Annotated in this window: 32 protein-coding genes; 25 read left to right on the top strand and 7 right to left on the bottom strand. The window is 37.5% G+C overall.

The genetic code is table 11. The features are described from left to right. Positions 1–2: 2 nt before the first annotated feature. The 4 genes from dnaK (at position 3) to BI350_RS10410 (ending at position 4,827) form a co-directional block, all read left to right on the top strand. Positions 3–1,844, top strand: a complete 1,842-nt coding sequence (gene dnaK, locus BI350_RS10425; protein ID WP_075528057.1) for a molecular chaperone DnaK — start codon at positions 3–5, stop codon at positions 1,842–1,844. Positions 1,845–2,002: 158 nt separating this feature from the next. After that, positions 2,003–3,121 (top strand): molecular chaperone DnaJ, encoded by a 1,119-nt coding sequence (dnaJ, locus tag BI350_RS10420; protein WP_075528056.1) that lies wholly within the window; start codon positions 2,003–2,005, stop codon positions 3,119–3,121. Between the two features lie 15 nt (positions 3,122–3,136). Next, positions 3,137–4,081, top strand: coding sequence for a 50S ribosomal protein L11 methyltransferase (gene prmA / locus BI350_RS10415; protein WP_075528055.1), 945 nt, complete (start codon positions 3,137–3,139; stop codon positions 4,079–4,081). A 5-nt stretch (positions 4,082–4,086) separates the two neighbouring features. Then, positions 4,087–4,827, top strand: a complete 741-nt coding sequence (locus BI350_RS10410) for a 16S rRNA (uracil(1498)-N(3))-methyltransferase (protein ID WP_075528054.1) — start codon at positions 4,087–4,089, stop codon at positions 4,825–4,827. A 32-nt stretch (positions 4,828–4,859) separates the two neighbouring features. Here the strand turns inward: BI350_RS10410 and BI350_RS10405 are convergent, their stop codons facing one another. The 3 genes from BI350_RS10405 to BI350_RS10395 form a co-directional block, all read right to left on the bottom strand. Next, entirely contained in the window at positions 4,860–5,366 is a 507-nt protein-coding gene (locus BI350_RS10405; RefSeq protein WP_075528053.1) for a MarR family transcriptional regulator, read from the bottom strand. A 106-nt stretch (positions 5,367–5,472) separates the two neighbouring features. Next, entirely contained in the window at positions 5,473–5,604 is a 132-nt protein-coding gene (locus BI350_RS17310; RefSeq protein ID WP_281181722.1) for a hypothetical protein, read from the bottom strand. A 222-nt stretch (positions 5,605–5,826) separates the two neighbouring features. Beyond that, positions 5,827–6,348 (bottom strand): ImmA/IrrE family metallo-endopeptidase, encoded by a 522-nt coding sequence (locus BI350_RS10395; protein ID WP_075528051.1) that lies wholly within the window; start codon positions 6,346–6,348, stop codon positions 5,827–5,829. Between the two features lie 374 nt (positions 6,349–6,722). Between BI350_RS10395 and BI350_RS10390 the strand changes: the two genes are divergently transcribed. Further along, positions 6,723–7,424, top strand: coding sequence for a hypothetical protein (locus tag BI350_RS10390; protein WP_075528050.1), 702 nt, complete (start codon positions 6,723–6,725; stop codon positions 7,422–7,424). On the opposite strand, the gene BI350_RS10385 is transcribed toward BI350_RS10390, so the two are convergent. The 4 genes from BI350_RS10385 to BI350_RS10370 form a co-directional block, all read right to left on the bottom strand. Then, on the bottom strand, positions 7,405–8,127 hold the full coding sequence (locus BI350_RS10385; protein ID WP_075528049.1) for a hypothetical protein: 723 nt from the start codon (positions 8,125–8,127) through the stop codon (positions 7,405–7,407). The genes BI350_RS10390 and BI350_RS10385 overlap by 20 nt on opposite strands. Before the next feature lie 286 nt (positions 8,128–8,413). Then, entirely contained in the window at positions 8,414–8,848 is a 435-nt protein-coding gene (locus tag BI350_RS10380) for a hypothetical protein (protein WP_075528048.1), read from the bottom strand. Next, positions 8,838–9,293 carry a hypothetical protein gene (locus BI350_RS10375; protein WP_075528047.1) on the bottom strand — a complete coding sequence of 152 codons (456 nt, stop codon included), beginning with the start codon at positions 9,291–9,293 and terminating at the stop codon, positions 8,838–8,840. The genes BI350_RS10380 and BI350_RS10375 overlap by 11 nt, the downstream gene beginning before the upstream one ends. A gap of 273 nt (positions 9,294–9,566) precedes the next feature. After that, on the bottom strand, positions 9,567–9,908 hold the full coding sequence (locus BI350_RS10370) for a helix-turn-helix domain-containing protein (RefSeq protein ID WP_075528046.1): 342 nt from the start codon (positions 9,906–9,908) through the stop codon (positions 9,567–9,569). Positions 9,909–10,072: 164 nt separating this feature from the next. On the opposite strand from BI350_RS10370, the gene BI350_RS10365 reads away from it, so the two are divergent. The 20 genes from BI350_RS10365 (at position 10,073) to BI350_RS10290 (ending at position 25,650) form a co-directional block, all read left to right on the top strand. Then, positions 10,073–10,252: a helix-turn-helix transcriptional regulator gene (locus BI350_RS10365; RefSeq protein WP_075528045.1), complete on the top strand. Its 180-nt coding sequence runs from the start codon at positions 10,073–10,075 to the stop codon at positions 10,250–10,252. A 312-nt stretch (positions 10,253–10,564) separates the two neighbouring features. Beyond that, complete coding sequence (locus BI350_RS10360) at positions 10,565–11,242, top strand: hypothetical protein (protein ID WP_075528044.1); 678 nt, start codon at positions 10,565–10,567, stop codon at positions 11,240–11,242. Positions 11,243–11,435: 193 nt separating this feature from the next. Further along, positions 11,436–11,612 (top strand): hypothetical protein, encoded by a 177-nt coding sequence (locus BI350_RS16940; RefSeq protein WP_155767517.1) that lies wholly within the window; start codon positions 11,436–11,438, stop codon positions 11,610–11,612. A gap of 117 nt (positions 11,613–11,729) precedes the next feature. Then, complete coding sequence (locus BI350_RS17305; RefSeq protein WP_281181721.1) at positions 11,730–11,858, top strand: hypothetical protein; 129 nt, start codon at positions 11,730–11,732, stop codon at positions 11,856–11,858. A 135-nt stretch (positions 11,859–11,993) separates the two neighbouring features. Beyond that, entirely contained in the window at positions 11,994–12,146 is a 153-nt protein-coding gene (locus BI350_RS16935; protein ID WP_155767516.1) for a hypothetical protein, read from the top strand. A gap of 121 nt (positions 12,147–12,267) precedes the next feature. Next, on the top strand, positions 12,268–13,053 hold the full coding sequence (locus BI350_RS10355) for a hypothetical protein (RefSeq protein WP_075528043.1): 786 nt from the start codon (positions 12,268–12,270) through the stop codon (positions 13,051–13,053). Positions 13,054–13,301: 248 nt separating this feature from the next. Beyond that, a complete protein-coding gene (locus tag BI350_RS16700; protein ID WP_082295042.1) occupies positions 13,302–13,505 on the top strand; it encodes a YolD-like family protein in 204 nt (67 codons plus the stop codon). A gap of 133 nt (positions 13,506–13,638) precedes the next feature. After that, positions 13,639–14,997 carry a tRNA (N(6)-L-threonylcarbamoyladenosine(37)-C(2))-methylthiotransferase MtaB gene (gene mtaB / locus BI350_RS10350; RefSeq protein ID WP_075528042.1) on the top strand — a complete coding sequence of 453 codons (1,359 nt, stop codon included), beginning with the start codon at positions 13,639–13,641 and terminating at the stop codon, positions 14,995–14,997. Positions 14,998–15,334: 337 nt separating this feature from the next. Further along, positions 15,335–16,006 (top strand): deoxyribose-phosphate aldolase, encoded by a 672-nt coding sequence (deoC, locus tag BI350_RS10345; RefSeq protein ID WP_075528041.1) that lies wholly within the window; start codon positions 15,335–15,337, stop codon positions 16,004–16,006. 104 nt (positions 16,007–16,110) lie between these two features. Continuing rightward, on the top strand, positions 16,111–16,281 hold the full coding sequence (rpsU, locus tag BI350_RS10340; RefSeq protein ID WP_075528040.1) for a 30S ribosomal protein S21: 171 nt from the start codon (positions 16,111–16,113) through the stop codon (positions 16,279–16,281). Positions 16,282–16,570: 289 nt separating this feature from the next. Next, positions 16,571–16,849, top strand: a complete 279-nt coding sequence (locus BI350_RS10335; RefSeq protein WP_075528039.1) for a transposase — start codon at positions 16,571–16,573, stop codon at positions 16,847–16,849. A 431-nt stretch (positions 16,850–17,280) separates the two neighbouring features. Continuing rightward, complete coding sequence (locus BI350_RS10330) at positions 17,281–18,612, top strand: NfeD family protein (protein WP_075528038.1); 1,332 nt, start codon at positions 17,281–17,283, stop codon at positions 18,610–18,612. After that, positions 18,609–19,607 (top strand): flotillin-like protein FloA, encoded by a 999-nt coding sequence (floA, locus tag BI350_RS10325; RefSeq protein WP_075528037.1) that lies wholly within the window; start codon positions 18,609–18,611, stop codon positions 19,605–19,607. Before BI350_RS10330 ends, floA begins: the two co-directional genes overlap by 4 nt. A gap of 45 nt (positions 19,608–19,652) precedes the next feature. Next, positions 19,653–20,096, top strand: coding sequence for a hypothetical protein (locus BI350_RS10320; protein WP_075528036.1), 444 nt, complete (start codon positions 19,653–19,655; stop codon positions 20,094–20,096). Between the two features lie 49 nt (positions 20,097–20,145). Continuing rightward, a complete protein-coding gene (locus tag BI350_RS10315) occupies positions 20,146–20,403 on the top strand; it encodes a hypothetical protein (RefSeq protein WP_075528035.1) in 258 nt (85 codons plus the stop codon). Beyond that, entirely contained in the window at positions 20,393–21,481 is a 1,089-nt protein-coding gene (locus BI350_RS10310; RefSeq protein ID WP_075528034.1) for a sporulation protein YqfD, read from the top strand. Before BI350_RS10315 ends, BI350_RS10310 begins: the two co-directional genes overlap by 11 nt. A gap of 5 nt (positions 21,482–21,486) precedes the next feature. Further along, positions 21,487–22,440 carry a PhoH family protein gene (locus tag BI350_RS10305; protein WP_211117156.1) on the top strand — a complete coding sequence of 318 codons (954 nt, stop codon included), beginning with the start codon at positions 21,487–21,489 and terminating at the stop codon, positions 22,438–22,440. 232 nt (positions 22,441–22,672) lie between these two features. Continuing rightward, positions 22,673–24,796 carry an HD family phosphohydrolase gene (locus BI350_RS10300; protein ID WP_211117155.1) on the top strand — a complete coding sequence of 708 codons (2,124 nt, stop codon included), beginning with the start codon at positions 22,673–22,675 and terminating at the stop codon, positions 24,794–24,796. A 17-nt stretch (positions 24,797–24,813) separates the two neighbouring features. Then, a complete protein-coding gene (gene ybeY / locus BI350_RS10295) occupies positions 24,814–25,284 on the top strand; it encodes an rRNA maturation RNase YbeY (protein ID WP_075528032.1) in 471 nt (156 codons plus the stop codon). Between the two features lie 6 nt (positions 25,285–25,290). Further along, positions 25,291–25,650: a diacylglycerol kinase family protein gene (locus BI350_RS10290; RefSeq protein ID WP_075528031.1), complete on the top strand. Its 360-nt coding sequence runs from the start codon at positions 25,291–25,293 to the stop codon at positions 25,648–25,650. Positions 25,651–25,654 lie beyond the last annotated feature (4 nt).

Here is a 25,654-nt window from a genome sequence, read left to right as displayed (position 1 = left end):
TCATGAGTAAGATTATTGGAATTGACTTGGGAACAACAAACTCTGTCGTGGCGGTTTATGAAGGCGGAGAACCGAAAGTAATTGCAAACCCAGAAGGTAACCGTACAACACCATCAGTTGTTGCATTTAAAAACGGTGAACGTCAAGTTGGTGAAGTTGCGAAGCGTCAAGCAATTACTAACCCAAACACAATTATGTCTGTAAAACGTCATATGGGTTCAGATTTTAAAGTTAAAGTTGAAGATACAGAATATACACCACAAGAAGTTTCTGCAATGATCCTTCAATATATGAAAGGTTATGCGGAAGAGTATCTTGGCGAAAAAGTAACGAAAGCGGTAATTACAGTACCAGCTTACTTCAGCGATGCACAGCGTCAAGCTACACAAGACGCAGGTAGAATTGCAGGTCTTGAAGTAGAGCGTATTATTAACGAGCCAACTGCAGCAGCACTTGCTTATGGTCTTGATAAAACAGATGAAGACCAAACGATTCTCGTATATGACTTAGGTGGCGGAACATTTGACGTTTCTATCCTTGAGTTAGGAGACGGTGTTTTCCAAGTTCTTGCAACAGCAGGAGATAACGAGCTAGGCGGAGACGATTTTGACGATGCAATTATCGAGCACCTCGTACAAGAATTCCGCAAAGAAAATGGCATTGACTTGTCACAAGATAAAATGGCAATGCAACGTTTGAAAGACGGTGCTGAAAAAGCGAAGAAAGACCTATCAGGTGTAACATCAGCACAAATTTCACTACCATTTATCACAGCAGGTGAAGCAGGACCATTACACTTAGAAATGAACTTAACGCGTGCGAAATTTGACGAATTAACGCATCACTTAGTAGAGCGTTCAATGGTTCCGACGCGTCAAGCAATTCAAGATGCAGGTCTATCATCTTCTGAAATTGACCGTGTAATTCTTGTTGGTGGTTCGACACGTATTCCAGCTGTTCAAGACGCAGTTGAAAAAGAAACGAATAAAGAAGCTTATAAAGGCGTAAACCCTGACGAAGTTGTTGCAATGGGTGCAGCGGTTCAAGGTTCAATTTTAAGTGGAGACGTAAAAGACGTTGTATTACTTGACGTAACACCACTTTCACTAGGAATTGAAACGATGGGTAACGTATTCACAAAGCTTATCGATCGTAATACGACAATTCCAACGAGCAAATCTGAAGTCTTCTCTACGGCAGCAGACAATCAGCCAGCTGTAGATATTCATGTTCTACAAGGTGAGCGTCCAATGGCGGCAGACAACAAAACACTTGGTCGTTTCCAATTAACGGATATTCCACCAGCACCACGTGGCGTACCACAAATCGAAGTGACATTTGACATCGATAAAAACGGTATCGTTAATGTTAAAGCGAAAGACCTAGGTACACAAAAAGAGCAGAACATTACAATCCAAGCAAGCTCGTCATTATCAGATGAAGATATTGACCGCATGGTGAAAGAAGCAGAAGAGCATGCTGAAGAAGACAAGAAACGTAAAGAGCAAGCTGACCTACGTAACGAAGCAGACCAACTCGTTTTCCAAGCTGAAAAAACAGTAGAAGATCTTGGCGAGCAAGTATCTGAAGATGAGAAGAAAGAAATTGAAGATGCAGCTGCTGAATTAAAAACAGCGCTTGAATCCGATGACTTCGAGGATATTAAAACGAAAAAAGATGCTCTTCAAGAAATCGTTCAAAAGTTAACAACAAAACTTTATGAACAAGCAGCGGCGGCAGCGCAAGCGGCACAAGGAGCAGAAGGTGCTGAAAATGCTGGCGGAGCAAACGATGATATTGTTGATGCAGAATTTGAAGAAGTTAAAGATGACGATAAGAAATAATTGACCAACTTGTTGGCGGAAAAGTCAAAGTCCGATATTCCGGCTTTGACTTTTTTTCCGTTTTTAAGTTTGTATCGGGTACAGTTCTACTGCATTAAGACATGTGAATTATGGTACAATGAGCAACAGGTAAATGTTTTGGGAGAGTGAATAATTTAATGAGTAAACGTGATTATTATGAGGTTCTAGGCTTATCAAAATCCGCTACAAAGGATGAAATAAGAAGAGCTTATCGTAAATTATCCAAAAAATATCATCCTGACTTAAACAAAGCGGATGACGCAGAAGAAAAATTTAAAGAAGCTACTGAAGCCTATGAAGTGCTAAGTGATGAATCGAAAAAAGCAAATTACGATCAATTTGGCCATGCAGGACCTAACCAAGGTTTCGGTGGCGGTGGATTTGGCGGAGACGGCTTTGGATTTGAAGATATATTTAGTAGCTTTTTTGGCGGCGGTGGACGTAGGCAAGACCCAAATGCGCCGAGAAAAGGAAATGACCTTCAATATACAATGACGATTGATTTTATGGAGGCTGTTTTTGGGAAAGAAACAGAAATTGAAATTCCTAGAGACGAAAATTGCGGCACATGTGATGGGTCGGGTGCTAAAAAAGGAACATCTCCAAAAACATGTACCCATTGTCACGGATCAGGTGAGATTAGCATAACGCAAGATACACCACTTGGTAGAATGGTAAATAGAAGAGCCTGTCATCACTGTGCAGGAACAGGTAAAATTATTCCTGAAAAATGTACGACATGCAGGGGCGCAGGATCTGTTCAAAAGTCAGTGAAAATAAAAGTGACGATTCCTGAAGGCGTTGATGATGGACAGCAATTACGCGTTTCCGGTCAAGGGGAACCAGGTGTAAATGGTGGTCCAACAGGAGACTTGTATATTGTTTTCCGCGTCAGACCACATGAGAAATTCATTCGAGAAGACGATGATATTTATTTAGAATTAGCCCTAACATTCCCGCAAGCAGCTTTAGGTGATGAAATTGAAGTACCTACAGTTCAAGGAAATGTAAACTTGAAAATACCTGCGGGGACACAAACCGGAACAAGATTCCGCTTAAGAGGAAAAGGCGTGAAAAATGTTCATGGACGTGGAATCGGAGATCAACATGTCATTGTCAAAGTGATGACACCGAAGAAAATGACTGAAAAACAAAAAGAACTGATGCGTCAATTTGCAGCTATTGGTGGAGATAGCCCAGAAGAATACTCAAGTTCTCTCTTTGACAAAATCAAACGCACAATTAAAGGCGACTGAAAGGATTGAATCGGTTTGAAATGGTCGGAAATAGCTATCCATACGACACATGCGGCGACAGAAGCGGTTGCGAATATTTTTCATGAAGCAGGCGCAAGCGGAGTCATTATTGAGGATTCAAACGAACCTAATTTGCCCCGTGAAAATGTTTTTGGGGAGATTTTTGAACTAGATAAAAAGAAATTTCCGTCAGAAGGCGTTATTGTGAAAGCTTATTTACCAGTAAATAGCTTTCTGATTGAGACGATGAAAGATATAGAACAGTCAATTGCAGAACTTCCGCGTTACGGATTAGATGTAGGGTTGAATAAAATAAAAACATCTGAAGTAGATGAGGAAGACTGGGCAACCGCTTGGAAACAATATTACCATCCTGTAAAAATTTCTGGCCGTTTTACAATTGTCCCAACATGGGAAGACTATACGCCAGTCGAATCAGATGAACTCATTGTCGAGTTAGACCCGGGAATGGCATTCGGTACCGGAACTCATCCAACAACAGTCATGTGCATGCAGGCACTTGAAAAGTACGTTCAAAAAGGTAACACTGTCGTCGATGTAGGAACTGGATCGGGTGTACTTTCCATTGGAGCAGCAATGCTTGGCGCGAAAAGTGTTTATGCACTTGACTTAGATGAAGTAGCAGTAGTCGCGGCTAAAGAGAATATTCGATTAAACAAAGTAGACGCAACTGTTCATGTTGCACAAGGCAATTTACTTGAGTCCATTGATTTTGAACCGAACATTATTATCGCGAATATTTTAGCGGATGTCATTATGTCATTCTCTCAAGATGCAGCGGATCTATTACCAGCGGATGGACTATTTATCGTGTCGGGCATTATTGAAGAAAAACGTGATGAAGTGAAAGCTGATCTTACCGAAAAAGGATTTGAAATCATCGAATCTGTTTTGATGGAAGACTGGGTAGCGCTTATTGCAAAGAAAAAAGGCGTGTGATAAGATTGCAACGATATTTCTTAGAAACAGGCTTCAACCTTGAGGGGGAAGCGGTTTTATTTGGCGAGGACTATAAACATATCGTTCAAGTAATGCGGATGGCAATTGATGGAAAAATTATTGTCGTTGCCGAAGCAGAGGCTTTCATTGCGACGATAAAAGACATCACCGATGATAAAGTTATTGTTAAAAAGGAAGGCGAACCACTTCCAGAAAATGAACTACCCGTGCACATCACAATTGCGTGTGGGTTAGCCAAAGGCGACAAGCACGATTTGATTGTCCAAAAAGGTACAGAACTAGGCGTTTCAGAAGTAATTCTGTTTAAGGCAGAACGTTCGATTGTGAAATGGGACGATAAAAAGGGAGTTAAAAGGATTGAACGATTACAAAAAATTGCACATCAAGCAGCCGAGCAATGTCATCGTACAGTCATCCCGACAATTGAAAGTCCACTTACTATTAATCAATTAGTTGCCAAAGGACAGGAATTCGACGTTTGTTTATTTGCTGATGAAGAAGAAGCTAAAACAGGAGAACGACCACGTTTGGCAGATAGGATAAAAAATCTATCACCAAATGAGAAAGTTCTGATTGTATTCGGTCCAGAAGGTGGATTATCTAGAAACGAAGCAGAGGCATTTCTAGAAGCAAATTTTCTTCCAGTTGCACTTGGACCACGTATTTTAAGGACGGAAACTGCGCCACTCTATTTTTTGTCTGCAGTTTCCTATGAATTTGAATGAAAGAGGTGAACAGCCTTGTCAACTGTAGCTTTTCATACGTTAGGCTGTGGGATAGTAAACAAAACTACGATTGCGTAGGAACACAGTCTTACCAAGGCTTCATCCTCTTGGAAAAACTCACTTGAAATGATGATTTCAGGTGAGTTTTTCTTTATATTCATAGCGCGTAGTGTAGATTGCCCGGTTCTTTTAACAAGTCGACGCTCCATTAATTCAGCTAACAACTTAAAAATTCCATCACGAGAAATGTTCGTAGCCTTTTGTAGATCCGCACGAGATGTAGGACCATTATCTTTTAAATGATTCAACACCGCATCTTCATAATATCTATATTGCATTCTAGTTGGAGCAGCAGCTTTACTATCCAATAACGTTTTGTAAGCAAAGTTATGTGTAATACCATTTTTAAAAGTTATCGAGAGTACACGTTTATCATGCACGATAATATTATCGATTATCGTATGAATCAAATCCGATAACGCTTCACGTCCGACCGTATCAGATAAAGCAGGGTGATCTACATTACGCGCCTGTTGCATTTCTTTTGTTATTAAAAAATGTTGTGCATTATCAATAAATGCTCACTTGTTTTCTCCAATCCTATCTGCTGCAATGCAGCCAAACTCACTTCGATTTCCTCTAATTTCAATTGAATGTCACGTTTCTTAAAATATAATCTTTTTGACTGATTCCTTCATCACCGAATAAATCACCGAATAAATATAAATCTTCTAAACGATTTAATGCTGTTTCATACTTCTTTTTATCTCTTTTCAATCGTTCTACTTCTAAATTAACGACATTGGAGTTATTTTCTACGACTAGTGAATACTCTTGCCCAGGCATCCCATTGGTTAGCGCAAAATACGTTTCTTTTAGTGATTGGGTGTTTCTACCCCTACCACATCAATAAAGCGTTCCCACGCAACAGAGCGCGCTCCATATCGCGCGTTGAATGCCTTGGTGTAATTCTTTCTTGTAAGCGGGTTCGAAACATAATTAAATATAAAAGGTTCGATAATAATTTTTAGTTCTCCTTTGCAAGATTTTCATAGATTGGTACTGTAATATTCTTTGATGATTTAAATTCAAGCGTTTACATGCAAAGTCTGATGTAACGCCAAACAGGTCGCTGATTTTATGATCGTTTAAATGATAGGCTGGTAGCTTTTGTAACATAAAAGTAGGCACACAAAAATGTAATGCAAATAAATTCGCTTTCCATTCCTGGTACGTGCGATAATCTTCTTTCATATGCTGTTGGTTTCCAGTATGCATGAGGATGTGACCAAGCTCATGCACAAACATTTCGAAGCGCTCAGAGGCTGTTAAACTATTGTTTAAAAAGATATAGTAGCGTCCTTCAAACTGAAGCGCTTGACTACTTGTAATAACTGGATAGATTCCGATATTAAGAGATTCGGCAATTGAATTGGGAGTCAATTCATTTGGATTGTGAATATTGAGCTCATGGTAAATTTTTTGTATTAAATCTTCTAAATGACTGTAAGTGTAGGACATACGAGGCGCCATCTATGCAGGACGTTCGCTCTAATTATGGCATGGATAAAATATAATGGTAGTTACAAGTGGGGGGATAAACTATTACTTTAAACCCTATTAATTAGGAGTGTATGTTCTGGAACGTGTGTAAGAAAATTCACAGAAAAGAAGGTGAGTAATTTTAATCATATAAAGATAGGGTATTGCATATTAACATCTACTTGTGGGAACATATGTATAAGAACAAGGTGCAAGGAGGGATAAAGTTGATTAACTACGTTCAAGTAATTAATCATTCCCAACGTAAATTTAAGTTGAAGTCTTTTAAAAAATGATATACGATAAATATACAGAGAACTGATGTTCTTATATGGTGTAAGGAGAGATGTGACATGAAAAAAATTATTTTCTATGCTTTATTAATTACGGGAATAATCACATTTATTGTAAGCTTTATAAATGAAGACTTTAGTACATTCCTATTAACGAGTGGTACAGGCTTAATTGCATGGATTCTTTATTTATTGGAAAAGAGTAAAGAAATAAATAATAAAGTCAAATATCGATTAATCCACTGGAAGCTTTGGATAAAAAATCCAACGATTGATTGTGATTTTAAAGCTGAATATTCAATTGATAATGAGGTCAATTTAAAGAATATTGAACCTGTTTTTCAAAATGCTAGCAAAATTATTAATGTAAGTGATTCACAAGTTTATTTTATTATGGATAATAGAAAATATCACTTTTTTTATGAATACAATAAAGTAGTTTTAACAGTTCCAAACGTACCTGTTTCTTATAGGACATTGAATAGTTATGTGATTAAGCAACTAAGTAGAATTAATGAAAATTTGATAAAAGAAATACAGGTAAACAACACAAATTATTATTTCACTTTATATCATAATGATAATTATACGCATTCTTATATATATGATTTTAAAGAAAGTTTAACAGATGAGGAACTGGTTTATTACAACTTTGAATATGAAATTGAATCGAAAGGTAGAGTGTCGATTGATAGGAAAAGAACAGAAATCTACACAATTGAATATGCAAGTTTAGTTGACCTCATCGATTTTCAAATTTGACAATGTCTTTTAAAAGTGTATCAAATATTTTTTTCGCGACTTCAATGCCATCTCCCGGCTTATCTAATTTATTAGAAATGATGATAGCTGAATTTTGTGTTACACCAACTGACAGGGATCTATGATACATGTTTTCAATTGTAAATGTTATGTACGAAATCTTACCCTTTTCTTTAATTCGGTCAAACTCGGTACTCTGGTCAACTTGATCGCCAAATAATCCAGAAGCACTTAGATTTTGGGTCTTTATATCTGAAATCCATATTCCATTGACATTTTCCAATTTCTTTAATAGTTTCTCAAAGTTGACATTTTGAGTTAGGATATTTGAACCGTTTTGAGTGTTCAACTTATTGATAAAATCAATTGCTGGATCAGTACTAGTATTTATGATGAACAAATTATCATTTTTAATATAATAACTTTTGAAAGAACTTGGAACAAAATAATATTCAAAGAAATGATTGAAAACTTTACCGACTTTATTTTGCTTAAAGTCATGTTCACAGTCATATTCAATAATATTATCAATTTTTTCTGAGTTCGCTCGTGTAATTTTTGTATCTCCATATCCTTCTACAGGGAATTGAAGTTCAGTAGGAGTTGTTGGAGAAAGAATTTCATCGAAATTTATTTGTTTATTGGTTTCAAAATCATTAATGATATTATTTGTGTGTGCGAATAAAAAAACTTTGCTAGTCATTTAAACCACCTCTAATAGGATTAATCATAATAAACAATTTACAGAAAGATTACTCTATACTAAACGATAAGCAGTTAATATTACGAAGAATACACCATATATATTTGAATTATATTTTTAAGTATTTTTCGCTCTTCTTAGTAGTATAAAAATAATAAGACTAATCAGGACATAGTTTTATGTGCCTATAAAAAAATTAAAAATAAACACGACCCGGAAAAGCCGTGCAATTTACTTCTAATTCCTTTTCAATAATTTTTAAACCTTTGGGTAAAAATTTAGATTTTTACTCTAAATAGTCGTCTGGATTATGAAGTTCAGCTTCCCTAACCTTAACTAAATCGCCAACACTGATTGTTAAATCGGAGCTTTCATCATAACCACCGGATATTTGTTTAGTGTTTACCTTTAAAGCTTTTATTTGAGTGGAGGAAAGTCCTTCTGAAAGAGCAGCTAAAGTAGAACCAAAATTGCCTAATGAAGAATTAGAAGCAATTTTCTCGTTACTAATACATAATGACATATGTTCATATGCGTTTTTCACCTTCACTCTCGCTTTAATAATGTCTAAAGTTCCCAAACTATCAGAGGTATCTGGGTCTACAACTTCTTCTCCAATTTTTATTACTTCAAGAATATCACCTTCTGAGGCGTCATGTTTTAAGCCGTAATCAACAACTATTAAATATTCATCAACAATTTTTACTACTTTAAAGTCCATCTTTATCACCGTCTCCTATGATATTTTCAGTAGATGCTCTTAGAAGGTTGATTAGATCTTTACCTTCCTGGGTTTTGGGATTATCTGCTTTTACCAAGGTCTTAACTACATGGGTTACTTGCTTGTGTAGATTCAACTCTGCTATATTTTCCTGGTATTCTTTGGATTGCAAATTAAAACTTCTTTCAATTTCCTTTTTCCCGTCTAACAAAGCTTGGTGTTCCTCGTTAAGGCCTTTATGAGATTTAACTAATTTGTTATGCTCTACGAATTTTTTATAAAGAGAAATTAATAATATTACTGAGGAAAACGCGAAAAGAACGGTTAATGATTTGAACAGTGAGTTAGTAGTAATAAAAGTTATAAGCCAACTTATAAATGGGATTATCGTAATAATAATCATTAATTTGTTTGTTAAATATCCCGAAAAAGATTTTTCCTCCACGTAATCACCTTATTCTTCGTGTAGAACTATTGTCATGTTTTTTAGTAGTTTGATATTCCTATACTCAATTTAAAAATAAACACGACCCCGAAAAGCCGTGCAATTTATTTCCTATTCATCTTAAGAGTTCCCTTAACATTTACATTACTTTATTTATCCTATTTATGTAGCCAACAAATGCACTAATTACTGCAAAGGAAGTACTGTTTATTGTTGTATTTCGATAGGATTACAAAAGGAAACCACGCTCTTTTAGTTTTTACATAACTTTACTTATCTAAGTTTTTTTATAATCTCCCACATTTGTTTCAATGCTTCGATATCCTCTTCATCCAGGTTTGGCAATTCCTTGTACCATCTTTCCAACTCCGGATTTCCAGCAAAGGCTTCGAACTCTTCTTGCTCTGACATTGTTTGCGTGTTGGAATGGCCGATTAAATAGTCTATTGTTACGCCGAAAAAATCAGCAATAACTCCTAACATCCCTAAAGAAGGTTCGCTACCACCATTTTCATATTTTCCATAACCTTGCCTTGTAATACCAAGAAAGTCAGCCATTTCTTGTTGCGACATTTCTTTTTTTCTTCTAAGTATCCTTAATCTCTTTGGGAACATATAAACTTCGCTCCTCCTTGGTATATTACCTATATTGTATAGCAACAATGAGTTGCAAACATTAAAGGAAATAAGAAGTTGCATTAAAACACCATGTGCAACCATGGGTTGCTATTGTGATATTAATTAGATCCAACGAAAAGTTACGTCAGGGAGGTGTAGACATGGGCAATAGACAATTACGAGATATCCTCCGTTCCGCTAGAAAGAAGAGGGGATTAACCCAAGAAGATGTGGTTTCTTTATCAAAGGAGAATATTACTCGTCAATATTACGGAATGATTGAGAACGGAGGAAGAAAACCGTCAGAGGCAGGCCTGCGATGCTTTACAGGGGTTTGGTAGCAAACTCGGTGAAATATCTAGAAAAGTCCGCGATTTTGGTGGCACGCTGACGAAAGGTATTACTGTTCCAGCGCTGGAGTTGTTTCTATTCAAGCAAATGATTATACGGACCAATCCATCGAGCAACTTCAAGAAGAGCAAATAGCGCCATTAATAACGCTTGTTGAAGAAGTGCAGCAACAAATTACGGATTTAGAACAACGTGTGGATGAATTAGAAGGAATAGATATTGAATAAACATTGATGGGATTTCACAGATGCAAGAAAGGTGGTATGCTTATATGAGTTATTAATCGGATTGGAGTTAATACAATGTTTACTAACCCATGGTTTGTCGGTATATGCACAGGGATTGTCAGTGGGATAATAGTATTTCTTATATCCAATAAAATTAGTAGAAAAGATTACTATAAGAAAGTGAAACAAGCGAATGAAGAAATAGTTGCTTTATTAATAATAACTATTTCAGAAGGGAAAATCCCATCGTTAAAGATAATTAAATCTGTTTTATCATCCCTTTCACGAAAATACGGCGTGAAGCCACAGAATATGAACAATGCTAAGGAAACATTAGAGGATATGATTAAGGAGGTTTTCGCTACAAATTTTATTCCAATGGATAAGAAGATAGAATTATCTGAGCAACTAGCTAAATTGATAAAAGAAGAAGTGGATTATCAAACTAGACAGGAAATAGCTGATACAGGCGGTAATTTAAGGAATTCCGAGCTTACTTTACCTCTATCTATCATATTACTCTCCTTTCCCTTGTTGTCAATTAGTGGGGTGGTTAAAATCTGGTCTGATAGGTTTGACTTTGGAACTAATTATTTTGTTTTAGTTTCGTTAATAACTATGATTACCTTGAGCATCGTGGTAACTCTTTTGACGTTATTGTCAAAAAAGAAACAAAATGAAAACTTACAAAAGGATTTACTTTCGAAAATTTCAAATCCGGAATTACCAAGCATGAAAAAGGGTGATAAATAAGCTTAAATCTGTATCGATTTAAAGCTTATTTAAAGAATAATAATATAACAGATGCCAATGAGTGAACGTCCTACGGGGCGTTCTTTTAAGGTGGAAAAACGAGGTCGTTGAATAAGCTACGAACACACATACAGAATATTTATCTCTCACTAATCTAGTTAAGTAAACTTGATTAATGGGAGGTGTTAGTAATATGGCTGATTTACCTTCGCTGTTTCTTTTGACGTCCAAAATGCCTGAAAATACGGTAACGATTTTTATCATGTTTATTGTATTGATAATTATTTTTAGGGACATCAAAAGTCTTTCGAGTGCGATGTTTAAGGTAACGATATTATTAGTCATTATCCAAGCATTTGGCAGAATATAGAAGAGCGCCGTGTAAGGCGTTCTTTAACTGAAGAGAAGGAAGATGCGACACGCAGATGGAATATCTATTTCCCCTCTAGTCTATCATGAGTCAACTTGATAATTAAGAGGTGATAATATGGAGAGATTTATGATGAAGTTCATGCTTCTTTTTGATATTCCAGAACATGCAACAATGTTGATTGTAGTGATCATTGTAATGTTAATTATTTTTGGGATCTCAAGAGCGTGGGCAAAACCATGTTAGAGCTAGCCCTAGTACTAGCAATCATCAAAGCAATTACAAATATGTAAAAAACGAGGATGTCGAGTAATCGGCGTTCTTTTTGTTGTGTTCAAAATAGATAAATATCACGAGGGGTCACCATTGGAGGAGAAAACAATGGAGAGCATGGTACAAGCCCATGAAAAACGTATTCTCGAACTTGAAAAAAGTCACAATAAGAGGAAAAAAGAAATTACCATTTCACAAACATCCCAAGCGAAAATCGAAAACATGCTAACATGCTTTACACACAGAACAATGAGCAAATAGAGTTGATTGACAAACACCAAACCGAGCAAACCAACTTACATAACTTATATTTGTTCTCAATAAATGGTATGTTAAAGGGGGATAAATACTGAACTGTTAAATGAGGCTGGGGGGGATTTATATGAGAGTAAGCAGAAGTATAATATTTCTAACAATAGGAGTATTTATGTTTTCCCCAATTATTATTAATTGGGTTGTTGCGAGCGGGCCATGGTTTGGAATCATTCCATCTGCAAACAACGACTGGATTGGTTTCTTTGGCGACTATTTAGGAAGTGCCATAACGGCGGGAAGTCTCATCATTACAATTTTATATACTACCTGGCAATATAAAGACCAGGACCGAAAGAGGATACAACCTTACCTATCTATTAAACAGTTACATAAGAGCAAGTTTTTAGATGAAACTATTAATATAACAACTGATCAATATAGAATTGGAGCAATAGGATTATTTAGCGAAAAGAATAAGGCTGGTAAGGACGGAGGGATTTATTTTGAGAGCCTTGAATTACATGGCGAGGTAAGTAATATAGGTATAGGAACTGCGATTAATATATCCATTAAGGATATCAGTATCGAAAATAGAATATTTATGAATGGTAATACTTTACATGCAATGAACATTGGAGATATTGCATACTTTAGAATTATCTTTAATGATATCTTCTTAGCAAGCGAAAGTTTATCGGATATATTCATAAATAGCCAAAATGATTCCAGGGAAACTTCTCAGGAAATTCCGAGATTAAAAATGAAATTCAAACTAATATATTCTGACATGCTAGGAAATAACTACACTCAAAATGCATTGGTTGACATACAAGTGATAAAAGAAAGAAGTAGTATTGTTTATCCAAATATCTTGTTTCAAAATATGACGTTTCCGGAATTAATAAAGAAATAAAGTAATTAGAACAAAGAGAGATTGTCAATCGACAGTCTTTTTTTATTCCCTTTACAATAGAACGCATGCTCGGTATTATCACTTTAATAAAGAAGTAGGTGATTGCATGTTGAGTATTAATCGTGACAGAGGAACGAAAAAATGGACGGCAATGATGTTGACCGAGCACGTTGAAAAATTTTAGGGATTAGTACGATGAAGATAATTAGAAAGAAAAACCTAATCTAGATGAATTTGAATTAACATTAATCGCAGAGGAAATTGAGTGGGCATTAAAAAGTAAATCTACAATTAAATTAACTTACTGGTGTGATGGACAATTAATAGAAGATTATGGAGTGCCGATTGAAATTAATATTACAAATAAAGCTATAATTATTGACGACCCATTTGGTACATCGATGTACTCCTATGATGAAATTGTCGGTGCGTCGATAGTTGAGGTTAAATAAAAGAGAGCGATTAGGCTCTCTTTTATTTAAATGAGTTTAATTAATGTAAACTTAAAATACTATGCTCAATGAATCGATTTGTGATATTATAGGAAAAGTTAAGATTGACCGGAACGAAAGGATGAAAAGTTTTATGGGTAACGAGCTATCAAAAACCGTGAGCTTCCATACTCTCGGTTGTAAAGTAAACCACTATGAAACGGAAGCGATTTGGCAACTATTTCAAGACGCAGGTTACGAGCGTGAAGAATTTAACAATAATGCAGACGTTTATGTTATTAATACATGTACCGTTACTAACACAGGAGACAGAAAGAGCCGACAAGTGATTCGTCGTGCAATCCGTAGAAATCCAGACGCTGTTATTTGTGTAACAGGTTGTTACGCTCAAACATCTCCTGCTGAAATTATGGCGATACCTGGTGTAGATATCGTTGTAGGGACACAAGACCGTTCTAAATTGCTTGGTCTAATTAAAGAATATCGTGCGGAGCGTCAACCGATTAACGCAGTGCGAAATATTATGAAGAATCGCGTGTATGAAGAGTTAGATGTACCGGCGTTTACAGATCGTACTCGAGCATCACTTAAAATCCAAGAAGGTTGTAATAACTTCTGTACATTTTGTATTATTCCTTGGGCTCGTGGTTTAATGCGTTCTCGCGATCCTAAAGAAGTAATTCACCAAGCGCAACAACTCGTTGATGCAGGGTATCTTGAAATTGTACTTACAGGTATTCATACAGGTGGGTACGGAGAAGATTTAAAAGATTATAATTTAGCAGCATTACTTCGCGACCTTGAAGCGGAAGTAAAAGGGCTAAAACGACTACGTATTAGTTCAATTGAAGCGAGTCAGCTAACGGACGAAGTCATTGAAGTATTAAATGATTCTAAGGTGATTGTTCGTCATTTGCATATTCCAATTCAATCAGGTTCCAATACAGTTTTGAAACGTATGCGTAGGAAGTATACAATGGAATTTTTCGCTGAGCGTCTCGACCGTCTGCGTGAGGCATTACCGAACCTTGCAATCACTTCTGATGTCATCGTTGGATTCCCAGGGGAAACGGAAGAGGAGTTTATGGAAACGTATCGTTTCATTCGTGACCAACGCTTTTCCGAACTACACGTATTTCCTTACTCCATGCGAACGGGTACGCCAGCAGCACGTATGACAGATCAAATCGACGAAGAAGTGAAAAATGAAAGGGTTCATAAACTGATTGAGTTAAATGACCAGCTTGCAAAGGAATATGCTTCTTCATTCGAAAATGAAGTACTCGAGGTCATTCCGGAAGAAAGATACAAGCTTGACCCTGAAAGTGGACTTTACGAAGGCTATTCAGATAATTACTTGAAAGTGTTCTTTGAGGCTGACGAATCTATGGTCGGTAAAGTTGTTCGTGTAAAGCTAATAAAAGCTGGTTACCCTTATAACGAAGCCAAATACGTTCGTGTAATGGAAGAGGATGAAGCGGTTCAAGTTTGATTTCAAGAGATTATTTAAAATATAAACTCTTGAGCTTATTCTTCAATTGCTAATTTTAACAATACGAATGTTAAGATGATTTTTCATTTAATTATTTGGTTTATATAATGTAATCTTTGTTGATTGTAGTGGAGGGCGGCGACTCCTGTGGGATTAGCTGGACAGGTGAGACCCCGCAGGGAGCGAAGCGACTGAGGAGGCTCACCGCCAGCCCCACGGAAAGCGTCCGCCCGGAACGAAAATCAACATTTTCGGATTATAACCTAATATAATATGAAATTGACTCTTTGGAGAGGCTAATCATATCAAGTGATGGATAATTTTAGGAGGTATTCAATTGAATACAGATTTTGCAAAATACATTGACCATACATTATTAAAAGCAGATGCTAAAAAAGACGCGATTATCGATCTTTGCAATGAAGCGAAAATGTACTCTTTTGCTTCGGTTTGTGTCAACCCGACTTGGGTCAAAACTGCGGCAGAGATGCTCGAAGGTACACCAGTTAAAGTTTGTACAGTCATCGGGTTTCCTCTAGGTGCTTCAACGACGGAAACAAAAGCATTTGAAACGACAAGTGCGATACAAAATGGTGCGACTGAAATCGACATGGTTGTGAATATCGGAGCGCTTCGTAGTCGAGATGACGAACTCGTTAAGCGAGATATTCAAGCTGTTGTTGAAGCAGCTGCTGACAAAGCCATCGTGAAAGTAATTATAGAGACATCTTTATTAACTGATTCTGAGAAGAGAACAGCTTGTGAGTTAGCGGTTGTTGCAGGTGCAGATTTCGTGAAAACCTCAACAGGCTTCTCAACTGGCGGTGCAACCGTAGAAGATGTGAAATTAATGAGAGCGGTCGTAGGTCCTGAATTAGGTGTGAAAGCTTCAGGCGGCGTCCGTAGTTTTGAAGATATGGAACAAATGATTGAAGCTGGCGCGACAAGAATCGGTGCTAGTTCCGGGGTACAAATTATGAATGGATTAAAATCAAAAGAAGATTATTAATTCACCAGATTAATATTGACCCACTTTTAATAATAAGGTATAATACTGAAGTACATGGCACTAGACCGTGTGTTCCAAGGTGTTCGGAGGGAGGGACAAGAGGTATGTCGAAAACTGTCGTTCGTAAAAACGAATCGCTTGAAGACGCTCTTCGACGCTTCAAACGTGACGTTTCCAAAAGCGGAAAAATCCGTGAGGTAAGAAAGCGTGAGTATTATGAGAAGCCGAGTGTAAGACGAAAATTGAAGTCTGAGGCTGCAAGGAAACGTAGATAATATATTCTATTATCTTCGTCATTAACTTTGTATATGCTAATTACATCAAATTTCAATCAATGTAAAACCGGGAAGCCGTTATATAGGTTTTCCGGTTTATTTGTCTATATTAATGAATAAATTTCATAATTGCTTATCATAAAAAATGGTTCTATTATATATGTTGGGGTTTCAGAACAATTCAGCATAAAAAATGCACGAGGTCACCTAATTCTTTTATACTTTAATTGACTAGAAAAAAGTAGAAGTGCAAGCGAATGCGATTTGTATTGTATAAAAGAAGGATGATATGCCAGAAATCAAAAGAAGTTTGAAAGCCTTTTACCGTAAGGTAGAAGACGCGAATATTCCCGCTTTCTTGAAAGCGATTCGCACATTGAAGAACTGGCAACCTGAAATTTTAAATAGTTTCGCTTTTAATTACTCGAACGGATTTTTAGTAGGAATTAATAATAAAACAAAAGTAACAAAAAGGAACGCATATGGTTTTAGACGTTTTGATCATGCGAGAGCAAAGGTTTTATTAAACATCAAATATAAAACAATTGGCACTTATTTAGTAGGATGATGAACAAGTGTATAAAAGAAGGTTATCTGTTGATTGGAGCGCAAGGTGGCGACTCGGGCGGGAGAAGCGTGACAGGTGAGACCCTGGACGGAGCGAAGCGAAGGAAGCGGCTCACCGCACGCCCCGCCGAACGCGTCCACCTGGAGCGGAAATCAACTTGTCAAAGAATAAATCATAAAAGAAGGGTGACGTGCAAAACACATCACCCCAACATTTGACATAGAACCAAAAAATAAGCATTTAGGTTGGAAAAAATATCGTTCGTGTTTAAAGGGATTTCCGTTCCGATTCCAAAATGATATTACTAATATAATGATAAGATTGACTCAGATATCAAAAATATATCTTTTTTTAAGGATGAAATGAAACTTTCACCCTTTTTACACGTATTAAAGATATAATTGTAGTATGCAGAAGAAAGGAGGGTTAAGATGAGACAGCAAATGAAAAAGTTGCTTTTCCTTATGCTGGTAATTGCCACACTTTCTGTGCCATTTGTAAAAACGGATGCAAATAGTCAAGTTGTTTATAAAATACCAATCTCTAATGAGGTAGAGAAGGGATTGTATGCTTTTCTAGAAAGATCGTTTGAAGAAGCAAAAGCAGCTAATGCGGAAGCAATTATTTTAGATATTCATACACCAGGTGGCTTTGTTGATGCGGCGGGACAAATTGCTAAGTTATTAGATACGTCTGAAATACCCATCATCGCCTATATTAATGACGATGCATTATCAGCTGGCGCATTTTTAGCATTACATGCGAAAGAAATCTATATGTCGCCAAGAGGAAGGATCGGGGCGGCACAAGTCATTGAGTCCACTGGGAATGCAGCGGACGAAAAAGCACATAGTGCCTGGTTATCGGCGATGGAAAATGCTGCAGAATCTTCCGGGCGAGAGATTAAATATGCGAGGGCAATGGCAGAGCCATCTATTGACTTACCTGAGTATGGGGCTGGCGTTGGTAAACTTCTTACATTAACAGCGAGTGAAGCGCTATCTGTCGGGTACAGTGAAGGTACAGTCGCTTCATTTGAAGAGCTGCTAGAACGTACAGGTTATCAAGATGCTGAGGTCATTTCTACAAAAGAAACGTTCTCTGAAAGTATTGCTCGTTTCGTGACAAATCCGATTGTCGTGCCAATCTTATTATCAGTTGCTGGGCTTGGACTTGTCGTTGAGTTATACTCGCCAGGATTTGGCGTTGCTGGAACGATGGGAATCGTCTCGTTGTTACTGTTTTTCTACGGTCATATGATTGCAGGACTTGCTGGATACGAATCGCTTATTTTATTTGTTGTCGGTGCTGCACTTATTGTTGCAGAGATTTTTATAGCCGGCGGAATTGCTGGCGTCATTGGTGCAGTAGCGATAGTAGGAAGTATTATTATGGCAGGAGGCAACCCGATGTATATGGCAGTGTCTGTATTAATCGCAATTGCCATCGCTGCAATAGGGGCGGTGATTATCATTAAAATTTTTGGTAAAAAACTACACCTGTTTAATAAAGTAGTCTTGATGGATGCAACTGACACGGAGTCAGGGTATGTGTCGAATGTGAATCGTACCGAGTTAATTGGCCAGAAAGCAGTAACGACGACTCCACTTAGACCATCCGGTACAGTAGACCTTGAAGGCGAAAGAATTGATGTTGTATCAGAAGGAAGTTATATTGATAGAGGAAAAGATGTTACTATTGTAAAGGTAGAAGGTTCTCGTATTGTCGTTCGAGAATCGATAGAGAGAGGGGAAGTTGAATGATGATTGATGCTGCGTTTATTACAACAACTGCGATAGTTGTCGCCGCGATTATAGTTTTAGCTATATTTTTCACACTTGTTCCAGTCACGCTATGGATTTCCGCATTAGCAGCTGGCGTAAGAGTAAGTATTTTAACACTGATTGGGATGAGGCTCCGTCGAGTAATTCCAAATCGTATTGTAATTCCACTAATTAAAGCCCATAAAGCAGGTTTGAACGTGGAAATTAGTCAATTGGAAAGTCATTACCTTGCAGGAGGTAACGTTGACCGAGTTGTTAACGCGCTTATTGCAGCACACCGAGCGAATATTGATTTATCGTTTGAGCGTGCGGCGGCAATTGACTTAGCAGGTCGTGACGTATTAGAAGCTGTTCAAATGTCCGTAAATCCGAAAGTAATTGAAACGCCATTTATTGCGGGTGTGGCTGTGAACGGAATTGAAGTTAAGGCTAAAGCGCGTATTACAGTACGTGCGAACATCGACCGTCTTGTTGGTGGTGCGGGTGAAGATACTGTGATTGCCCGTGTTGGTGAAGGGATTATTTCTACAATTGGTGCATCTTCAAGTCATGCGGACGTTCTAGAGCATCCTGACCGGATATCCCAAACAGTATTATCTAAAGGACTTGATTCAGGTACTGCATTTGAAATTTTATCGATTGACATTGCAGATGTAGATGTCGGCGAAAACATCGGTGCAAATCTTCAAACTGAACAAGCCGAAGCAGATAAAAACATTGCACAAGCTAAAGCTGAAGAACGTCGTGCAATGGCTGTTGCAAATGAACAAGAAATGAAAGCAAGAGTTGAAGAAATGCGCGCGAAAGTAGTAGAAGCCGAAGCTGAAGTACCAATGGCAATGGCAGATGCGCTACGTTCAGGTAACATTGGCATTATGGATTATGTTAACTATAGAAACGTGCAAGCTGATACGGGCATGCGTGAATCAATTAGTAAATATAGCCAAGGTGACCAATCGCCTGACCAAGAATAATTAGTATGTAATTAGAAGTTAATTCCCGGAAAGGGGATGAAGTAAATGGAAAGTCTTATTCCATTCATCATTATGCTTCTGCTTGGCTCTCTTTTTAGTGGAAAGAAGAAATCATCTCAGGACGAAAAAAGGCCATCAAAACCTTTTACTGCTGAAAAACAAGATAATCCGATTAAGAAGTTAAAAGAAATGTCTAGAGATTTGTATAAAGAAATTCAGCAAGAGATGGAGCAGGAAAATAAAAAAGTAGAGCAGCGTCCAGTTGCTGTGCCAAGGGAGTCATTCTCAAAAGCCGAGTCTAGGAAGGAAACACCGATTCCATTGGACGGTGGAAGGCGTAGAGAAACAAGAAGAGATAAGGTAAAACGCCAATCAAAAATTAAACAATCCAATGTAGCAAATCGCGATTTTGTGCCAAGTAGTTCAGATGATATCATGAAAGGTATCATTTTTTCTGAAATAATCGGACCGCCAAAATCCAGACGTTAATCATTGATCCCCTATACATTTCATATGATATGTATAGGGGGTTTATTATTTGAAAAAGCTATTTAATATTGGTTCTCAAATTGTTGTTGACGAGTTTTCTTCTCTACGCATCACCGGCCCTTACGAACTTGTGACACTTGGCCCCGATTTTACAATTATTAGATGTGATAATTATGTAATTGAAGTTTCAGGCGATCAACTCACTGTGGAAAAGTTGGCGGAGGAATTAGCTGTGTTTACATTCGATTCGATTAAACGATTCACTTTAGTTGAATCGAATGTAGAGGAGGGCACGTATGGCACGTAATCGGTATGAAATTAAAGTGTCTGGACCAAGAAACATATCAACTTTTTTAACAAAACTGAAAACGACTGGTACAAAAGTTACGTCACTGACAATGATCGAAAACGCTGCTTACTTTATCACCGATAAAAAAGGCTTAAAACAAGCGCGGAAATATCGCCGCCGTTATGGTTTAAAGTTAAATGTATATTCTACAGTGGAAGATCGTGGGTTGGAAATGTTATTCAGTTCCTATCGATTTGTCATTTTACTGGCCATCCCTTTTGTATGTTCCTTTTTTCTATGGTCTGTAACAGTGGAATCTGAAATGCCGGAAGTGTCAGAGCGAATTGAAAAGAAGTTAGAAAAAGCATCTATTATTCCATTTCGTTTACTCATGTCCATTCCAGATGAACGGGAAATTAGAAGAGATCTTATGCAAGATGAACCTACTTTATCATGGGTTCACTTTAAACGCTCTGGAACGACCTTGACAGTGATTCCATTGCTCTCCCCGCAGTCGGACAGCCAACCTGAAAGAAAGGAAGAACCTGCTGACTTGGTGGCCCGTACAGGAGGGGTAATTACGCGATTTGCATTAACGAAAGGTGAAAGAGTAGGTCGTGTTTATATGACTGTAAAAAAAGGGGATACTTTGGCAAAGGGAACACTTGAGCAAGGAGAAAACACTGTAATTGTTGGAGCAGATGGGGCAGTATTTGCTGATTACTGGGTTGAATACAGCTTTAGGATTCCTAAAAAAATTCAATATAAAGTTCAAGGAGACGAACGATTAGAATTTTTCTTTCATCCGCCGTGGAAAGGAAAAGACTTGTTTAACAAATCGAGCTGGAATATTATTGAAACAGAGCGTATTATCGAAGAAAAAGACGCCCAATTAGAAATTGAAGAAGGAATGGAGGAGACTGTTATCATTCCTTTATTGAAGATGAAATTATTGGCAGAATTAGGACCAGATGCAATGGTGAAAGAGGAGAAAATTTTGCACGTCACAATCGATGATGATAAAGTGATAGGGACTATATTATTTCTTATTAATGATAATATTGCTATTAAAAGACCTATACCTCAAGGAGACTGAAGCTATTGGATGAACAATTAATTCAATTACATTTAGAAGACCCAAATGAGGCAGTCATGCTTCTTGGTATTTCCGATCAAAATATAAAACTGATTGAAGAGCAATTAGAAATATCGATAATTACACGTGGAGACACAATTTCTGTCTATGCTTCTGAAGAAAAGCAACAAGTAGCACTTACACTGATTGAACAACTGCTTAAAGTAATCCGCAAAGGAATCAATATTAACCAACGTGATGTTGCGACCGCGTTGGAAATGGTTAAAAATGAAACCATTGAATATTTTTCCGAGCTTTATGACGAAGAAATTGCACGGGATAATAGAGGGAAAGCAATCCGTGCAAAAACAATTGGACAAAGAGAATATGTACACGCTATTCGAGCGCATGATTTGGTATTTGGCGTAGGCCCTGCTGGAACAGGAAAAACATTTTTAGCGGTCGTACTGGCAGTTCAAGCGATGAAAACTGGTTCAGTGAAAAAAATTATTTTAACGAGACCGGCCGTTGAAGCTGGGGAGAGCCTTGGCTTCTTACCGGGAGACTTAAAAGAAAAAGTAGATCCGTATTTACGCCCACTTTATGATGCGCTCCACCATGTTCTTGGAGCAGAGCAAACAGAACGACTTATTGAACGGGGCGCAATAGAAATTGCACCACTCGCTTATATGCGTGGAAGAACGTTGGATGACGCTTTTGTTATTTTAGACGAAGCACAAAATACGACCAAAGCCCAAATGAAAATGTTCCTGACTCGACTTGGATTTGGTTCTAAAATGGTTATTACTGGTGATAAAACACAGGTGGATTTACCGCGTGGCATCGAATCGGGCTTAATTGCATCGGAGGTTGTTCTAAAATCTGTAGCTGATATTCATTTTCAATATTTAGAACAAGGAGACGTAGTTCGTCATCCTCTTGTGGCTAAAATAATTGATGCATACGAACAGGAAGACTGACTAAAACTTCTTAATATGGTCATGGCTTGCTATGATTTTGAAAGTATTATGCTTTGTTTTTCAAGAAAGATGGCTGAAGGAAAAACGACCTTTAGTCCTCTTTCTTGAGGGGCATGTTAGTCTGAAGAGAATGCTTTTTAGTTACTAAGCAAGACTGTCATGTGAACATGCGGATGATTGGAATGGGTTTGCCGAGAGGATAGTTACTCGGAAGCCAAAGGGGGATCTAATTATGCGGTCAGTAAGAAAGTTTTTGAATGCTTTAAAGTTTACATATTTTTCATTGTTTATGATAACGTTATCGGCAGTCATACTTTTTACATTCATGCTAGATATCGTCCAAAAAGAAACGTACGAATTAAAAGAGTTTCAAATTGCACATGAAGCCATTCGTTCACTGAAGACAGTTGAAGATACAGTGAAAACAGAACAGGAGAGGGATAGGGCAGCAAATGAAGTCGCTCCAGTTTACCAATTTTCAGAAGACATTGCGAAAAATAGACAAGCAATTGCAACTTCAATTTTTGATTTTCTTATAGACGTTAAAAAAGAAATGGTTTCTGACAATGCAGAAACGGAAGAGGAAATAAAGATAACCGAGAAGTCAGTTGAAGCGATGCGCGAGAAGTTATCGGCATTAGAAGAGGAAGAACCAGAACTCCAACTAAGTGATGAAGCAATCGCGAATTTGCTTTCAGAAGATATTAATATACTTGAAGGCATTAAAGCGAGTGTTGTTAAAGTTTTAGGAGAGGAATTATCAAAACCTTTAAGAACAACTGATTTAACGTTTGCTAAATATGAAATTGAACGGCAATTAAGATTATCAAATACAATCCCTACTCAAATTGAACAACCTGTCATTTCAATCGCACGCTCTCTACTCGTTGAAACAGAAATTTTCAACGAAGCATTAACAGCGTCTAGAGTTGAAGAAGCAAGAGCAACAGTAGAGCCAATTCGCATATTACAAGGCCAAGTGATTGTTCGAGAAGGACAAGTCATTGATGGAGAAGTATACCGTCAACTAGAATTGGCGGGGCTATTAACGAATAAAACACAAGTTAAGCCGCTAGCTGGCATTGCTTTATTTGTGTCTGTCATGATGTCAATCCTCTTTTTGCATTTTCAAACTTGGCGAGAAAGCTCGGATGTTAAGAAGAAATCGTTGGTCATTGCATTAGTTGTCTTTTTATTAACCGTGGCAATTATGAAGTTAGTCTCGATAATAGAACCTGAATTTGATTTGCTTATCGCTTTTTTATTTCCGACAGCATTAGCGTCAATGCTTATAAAACTATTGGTCAATGACCGGTTAGCATTAACAATTTCAATCATCATTGCTGCAACCGCAGGGATTATGCTACAAGATGGTTATGCTGCAATTGTTCAAATGGAAATTGCATTATACATATTATTTGGCAGTATTACGAGCTTATATTTACTTGGCAATATGTCTAGGCGTTCAACAATTTTAAGGGCAAGTTTAGGTGTTTCCATTTGTAATTTAGGTTTTATTGCCTTTTATCTACTAATGACACAGACGACTTATGAATTAACGGAGTTAACTTTTTATGCAATGGCTGCTTTTACATCTGGTGTCTTGTCTGGCGCCTTAACAATTGGACTTTTGCCGTTTTTTGAAACGACATTCGGACTATTATCAGACATGAAATTAATTGAGTTATCGAATCCGAATCATCCGTTGCTTAAGAAGATTTTGACAGAGGCACCTGGCACTTATCATCATAGTGTCATGGTCGCAAATCTAGCTGATGCAGCATGCGAAACAATCGGGGCTAATGGTTTGCTTGCTCGTGTTGGATCCTATTATCATGATGTGGGAAAAACGGTGCGTCCGCGGTTCTTTATTGAAAATCAACATGCAGAACAAAATCCACATGACACCTTACCGCCTAAGAAAAGTAAAGAAATTATTATTGCACATACAGAGGATGGAGCGCAGCTTTTAGAGAAACATAAAATGCCACGTGAAATTGTAGCTATTGCGAGACAACATCATGGAACAAGTTTATTGAAATTCTTTGTTTTTAAAGCGAAAGAATTAGGTGAAGATGTGATAGAGGAAGAGTTCCGTTATCCTGGACCGAAACCACAAACAAAAGAAATTGCGGTTATATCTATAGCCGATAGTGTTGAAGCAGCAGTTCGCTCGATGAAAGAACCAACTTCTGAAAAAATTAATGCGCTCGTTAGTTCAATCGTTAGCGATAAATTAAGAGATGGGCAGTTCGATGAGTGTGATTTATCAATGAAAGAGTTGAAGAGGGTAGAGCGGGCAATGTGCGAAACATTGAACGGTATGTTCCATAACCGAATTGAATATCCAGAATAAGAAAGGTGATCAGTAAAATGTTACAGCTAGATATTAACGATGAAACGAATAAAATATCCGATACGATTGAAGAACTTGTTACTAAACTACTGAACCATGCCGCAAGCGAAGAGGGCATTGTAGAAGAAGCGGAAGTGTCTGTAACTTTTATGACTGATGAAGACATACAAGAAGTCAATGCAAATTACCGAGGTATTGATGCGCCGACCGATGTTATATCTTTCGCGCTGGAGGAAATGACAGAAGGTGAAGTTGAAATTAAAGTTGAAGCGGATATGCCTACCGTATTAGGAGATATATTAATATCCACTGAGACAGCTGAACGACAAGCTGAGGAGTACGGTCATTCATTTAAACGAGAAATTGGCTTTTTAGCTTTACATGGTTTTCTGCATTTGCTTGGCTATGACCATATGACAGAAGAAGATGAAAAGAAAATGTTTGGAAGGCAAAAAGAGATACTCGACACATTTGGACTTGAGAGGTAGAAGCGAATGCGAAAATTCTTCAAGTCGTTTACATTTGCGATGGCAGGAATTATGCACTGTTTTAAAACAGAACGAAATTTCAAAATTCATGTTTGGACGGCTTTAGTGGTGGTTAGTGCGGGACTATTGACCGGATTGTCGTTGTTAGAATGGTTTACCATTTGTATTTTTATTGGCGGTGTATTGGCGCTCGAGCTAATAAATTCCGCGGTAGAAAGAATTGTTGACTTAGTTACAAATGAACGGCATCCGCTCGCCAAACAAGCGAAAGATTTAGCTGCGGGTGCAGTACTTGTGTTTGCTTTTACAAGTGCAATTGTGGGATTATTAATCTTCATCCCAAAATGGTTTAGTTTGATGAATTGAAAGT

Origin of the sequence: Sporosarcina ureilytica (genome assembly GCF_001753205.1) — a bacterium.
Classification (GTDB): domain Bacteria; phylum Bacillota; class Bacilli; order Bacillales_A; family Planococcaceae; genus Sporosarcina; species Sporosarcina ureilytica.
This window is presented reverse-complemented; position numbering and strand designations above follow the sequence as displayed.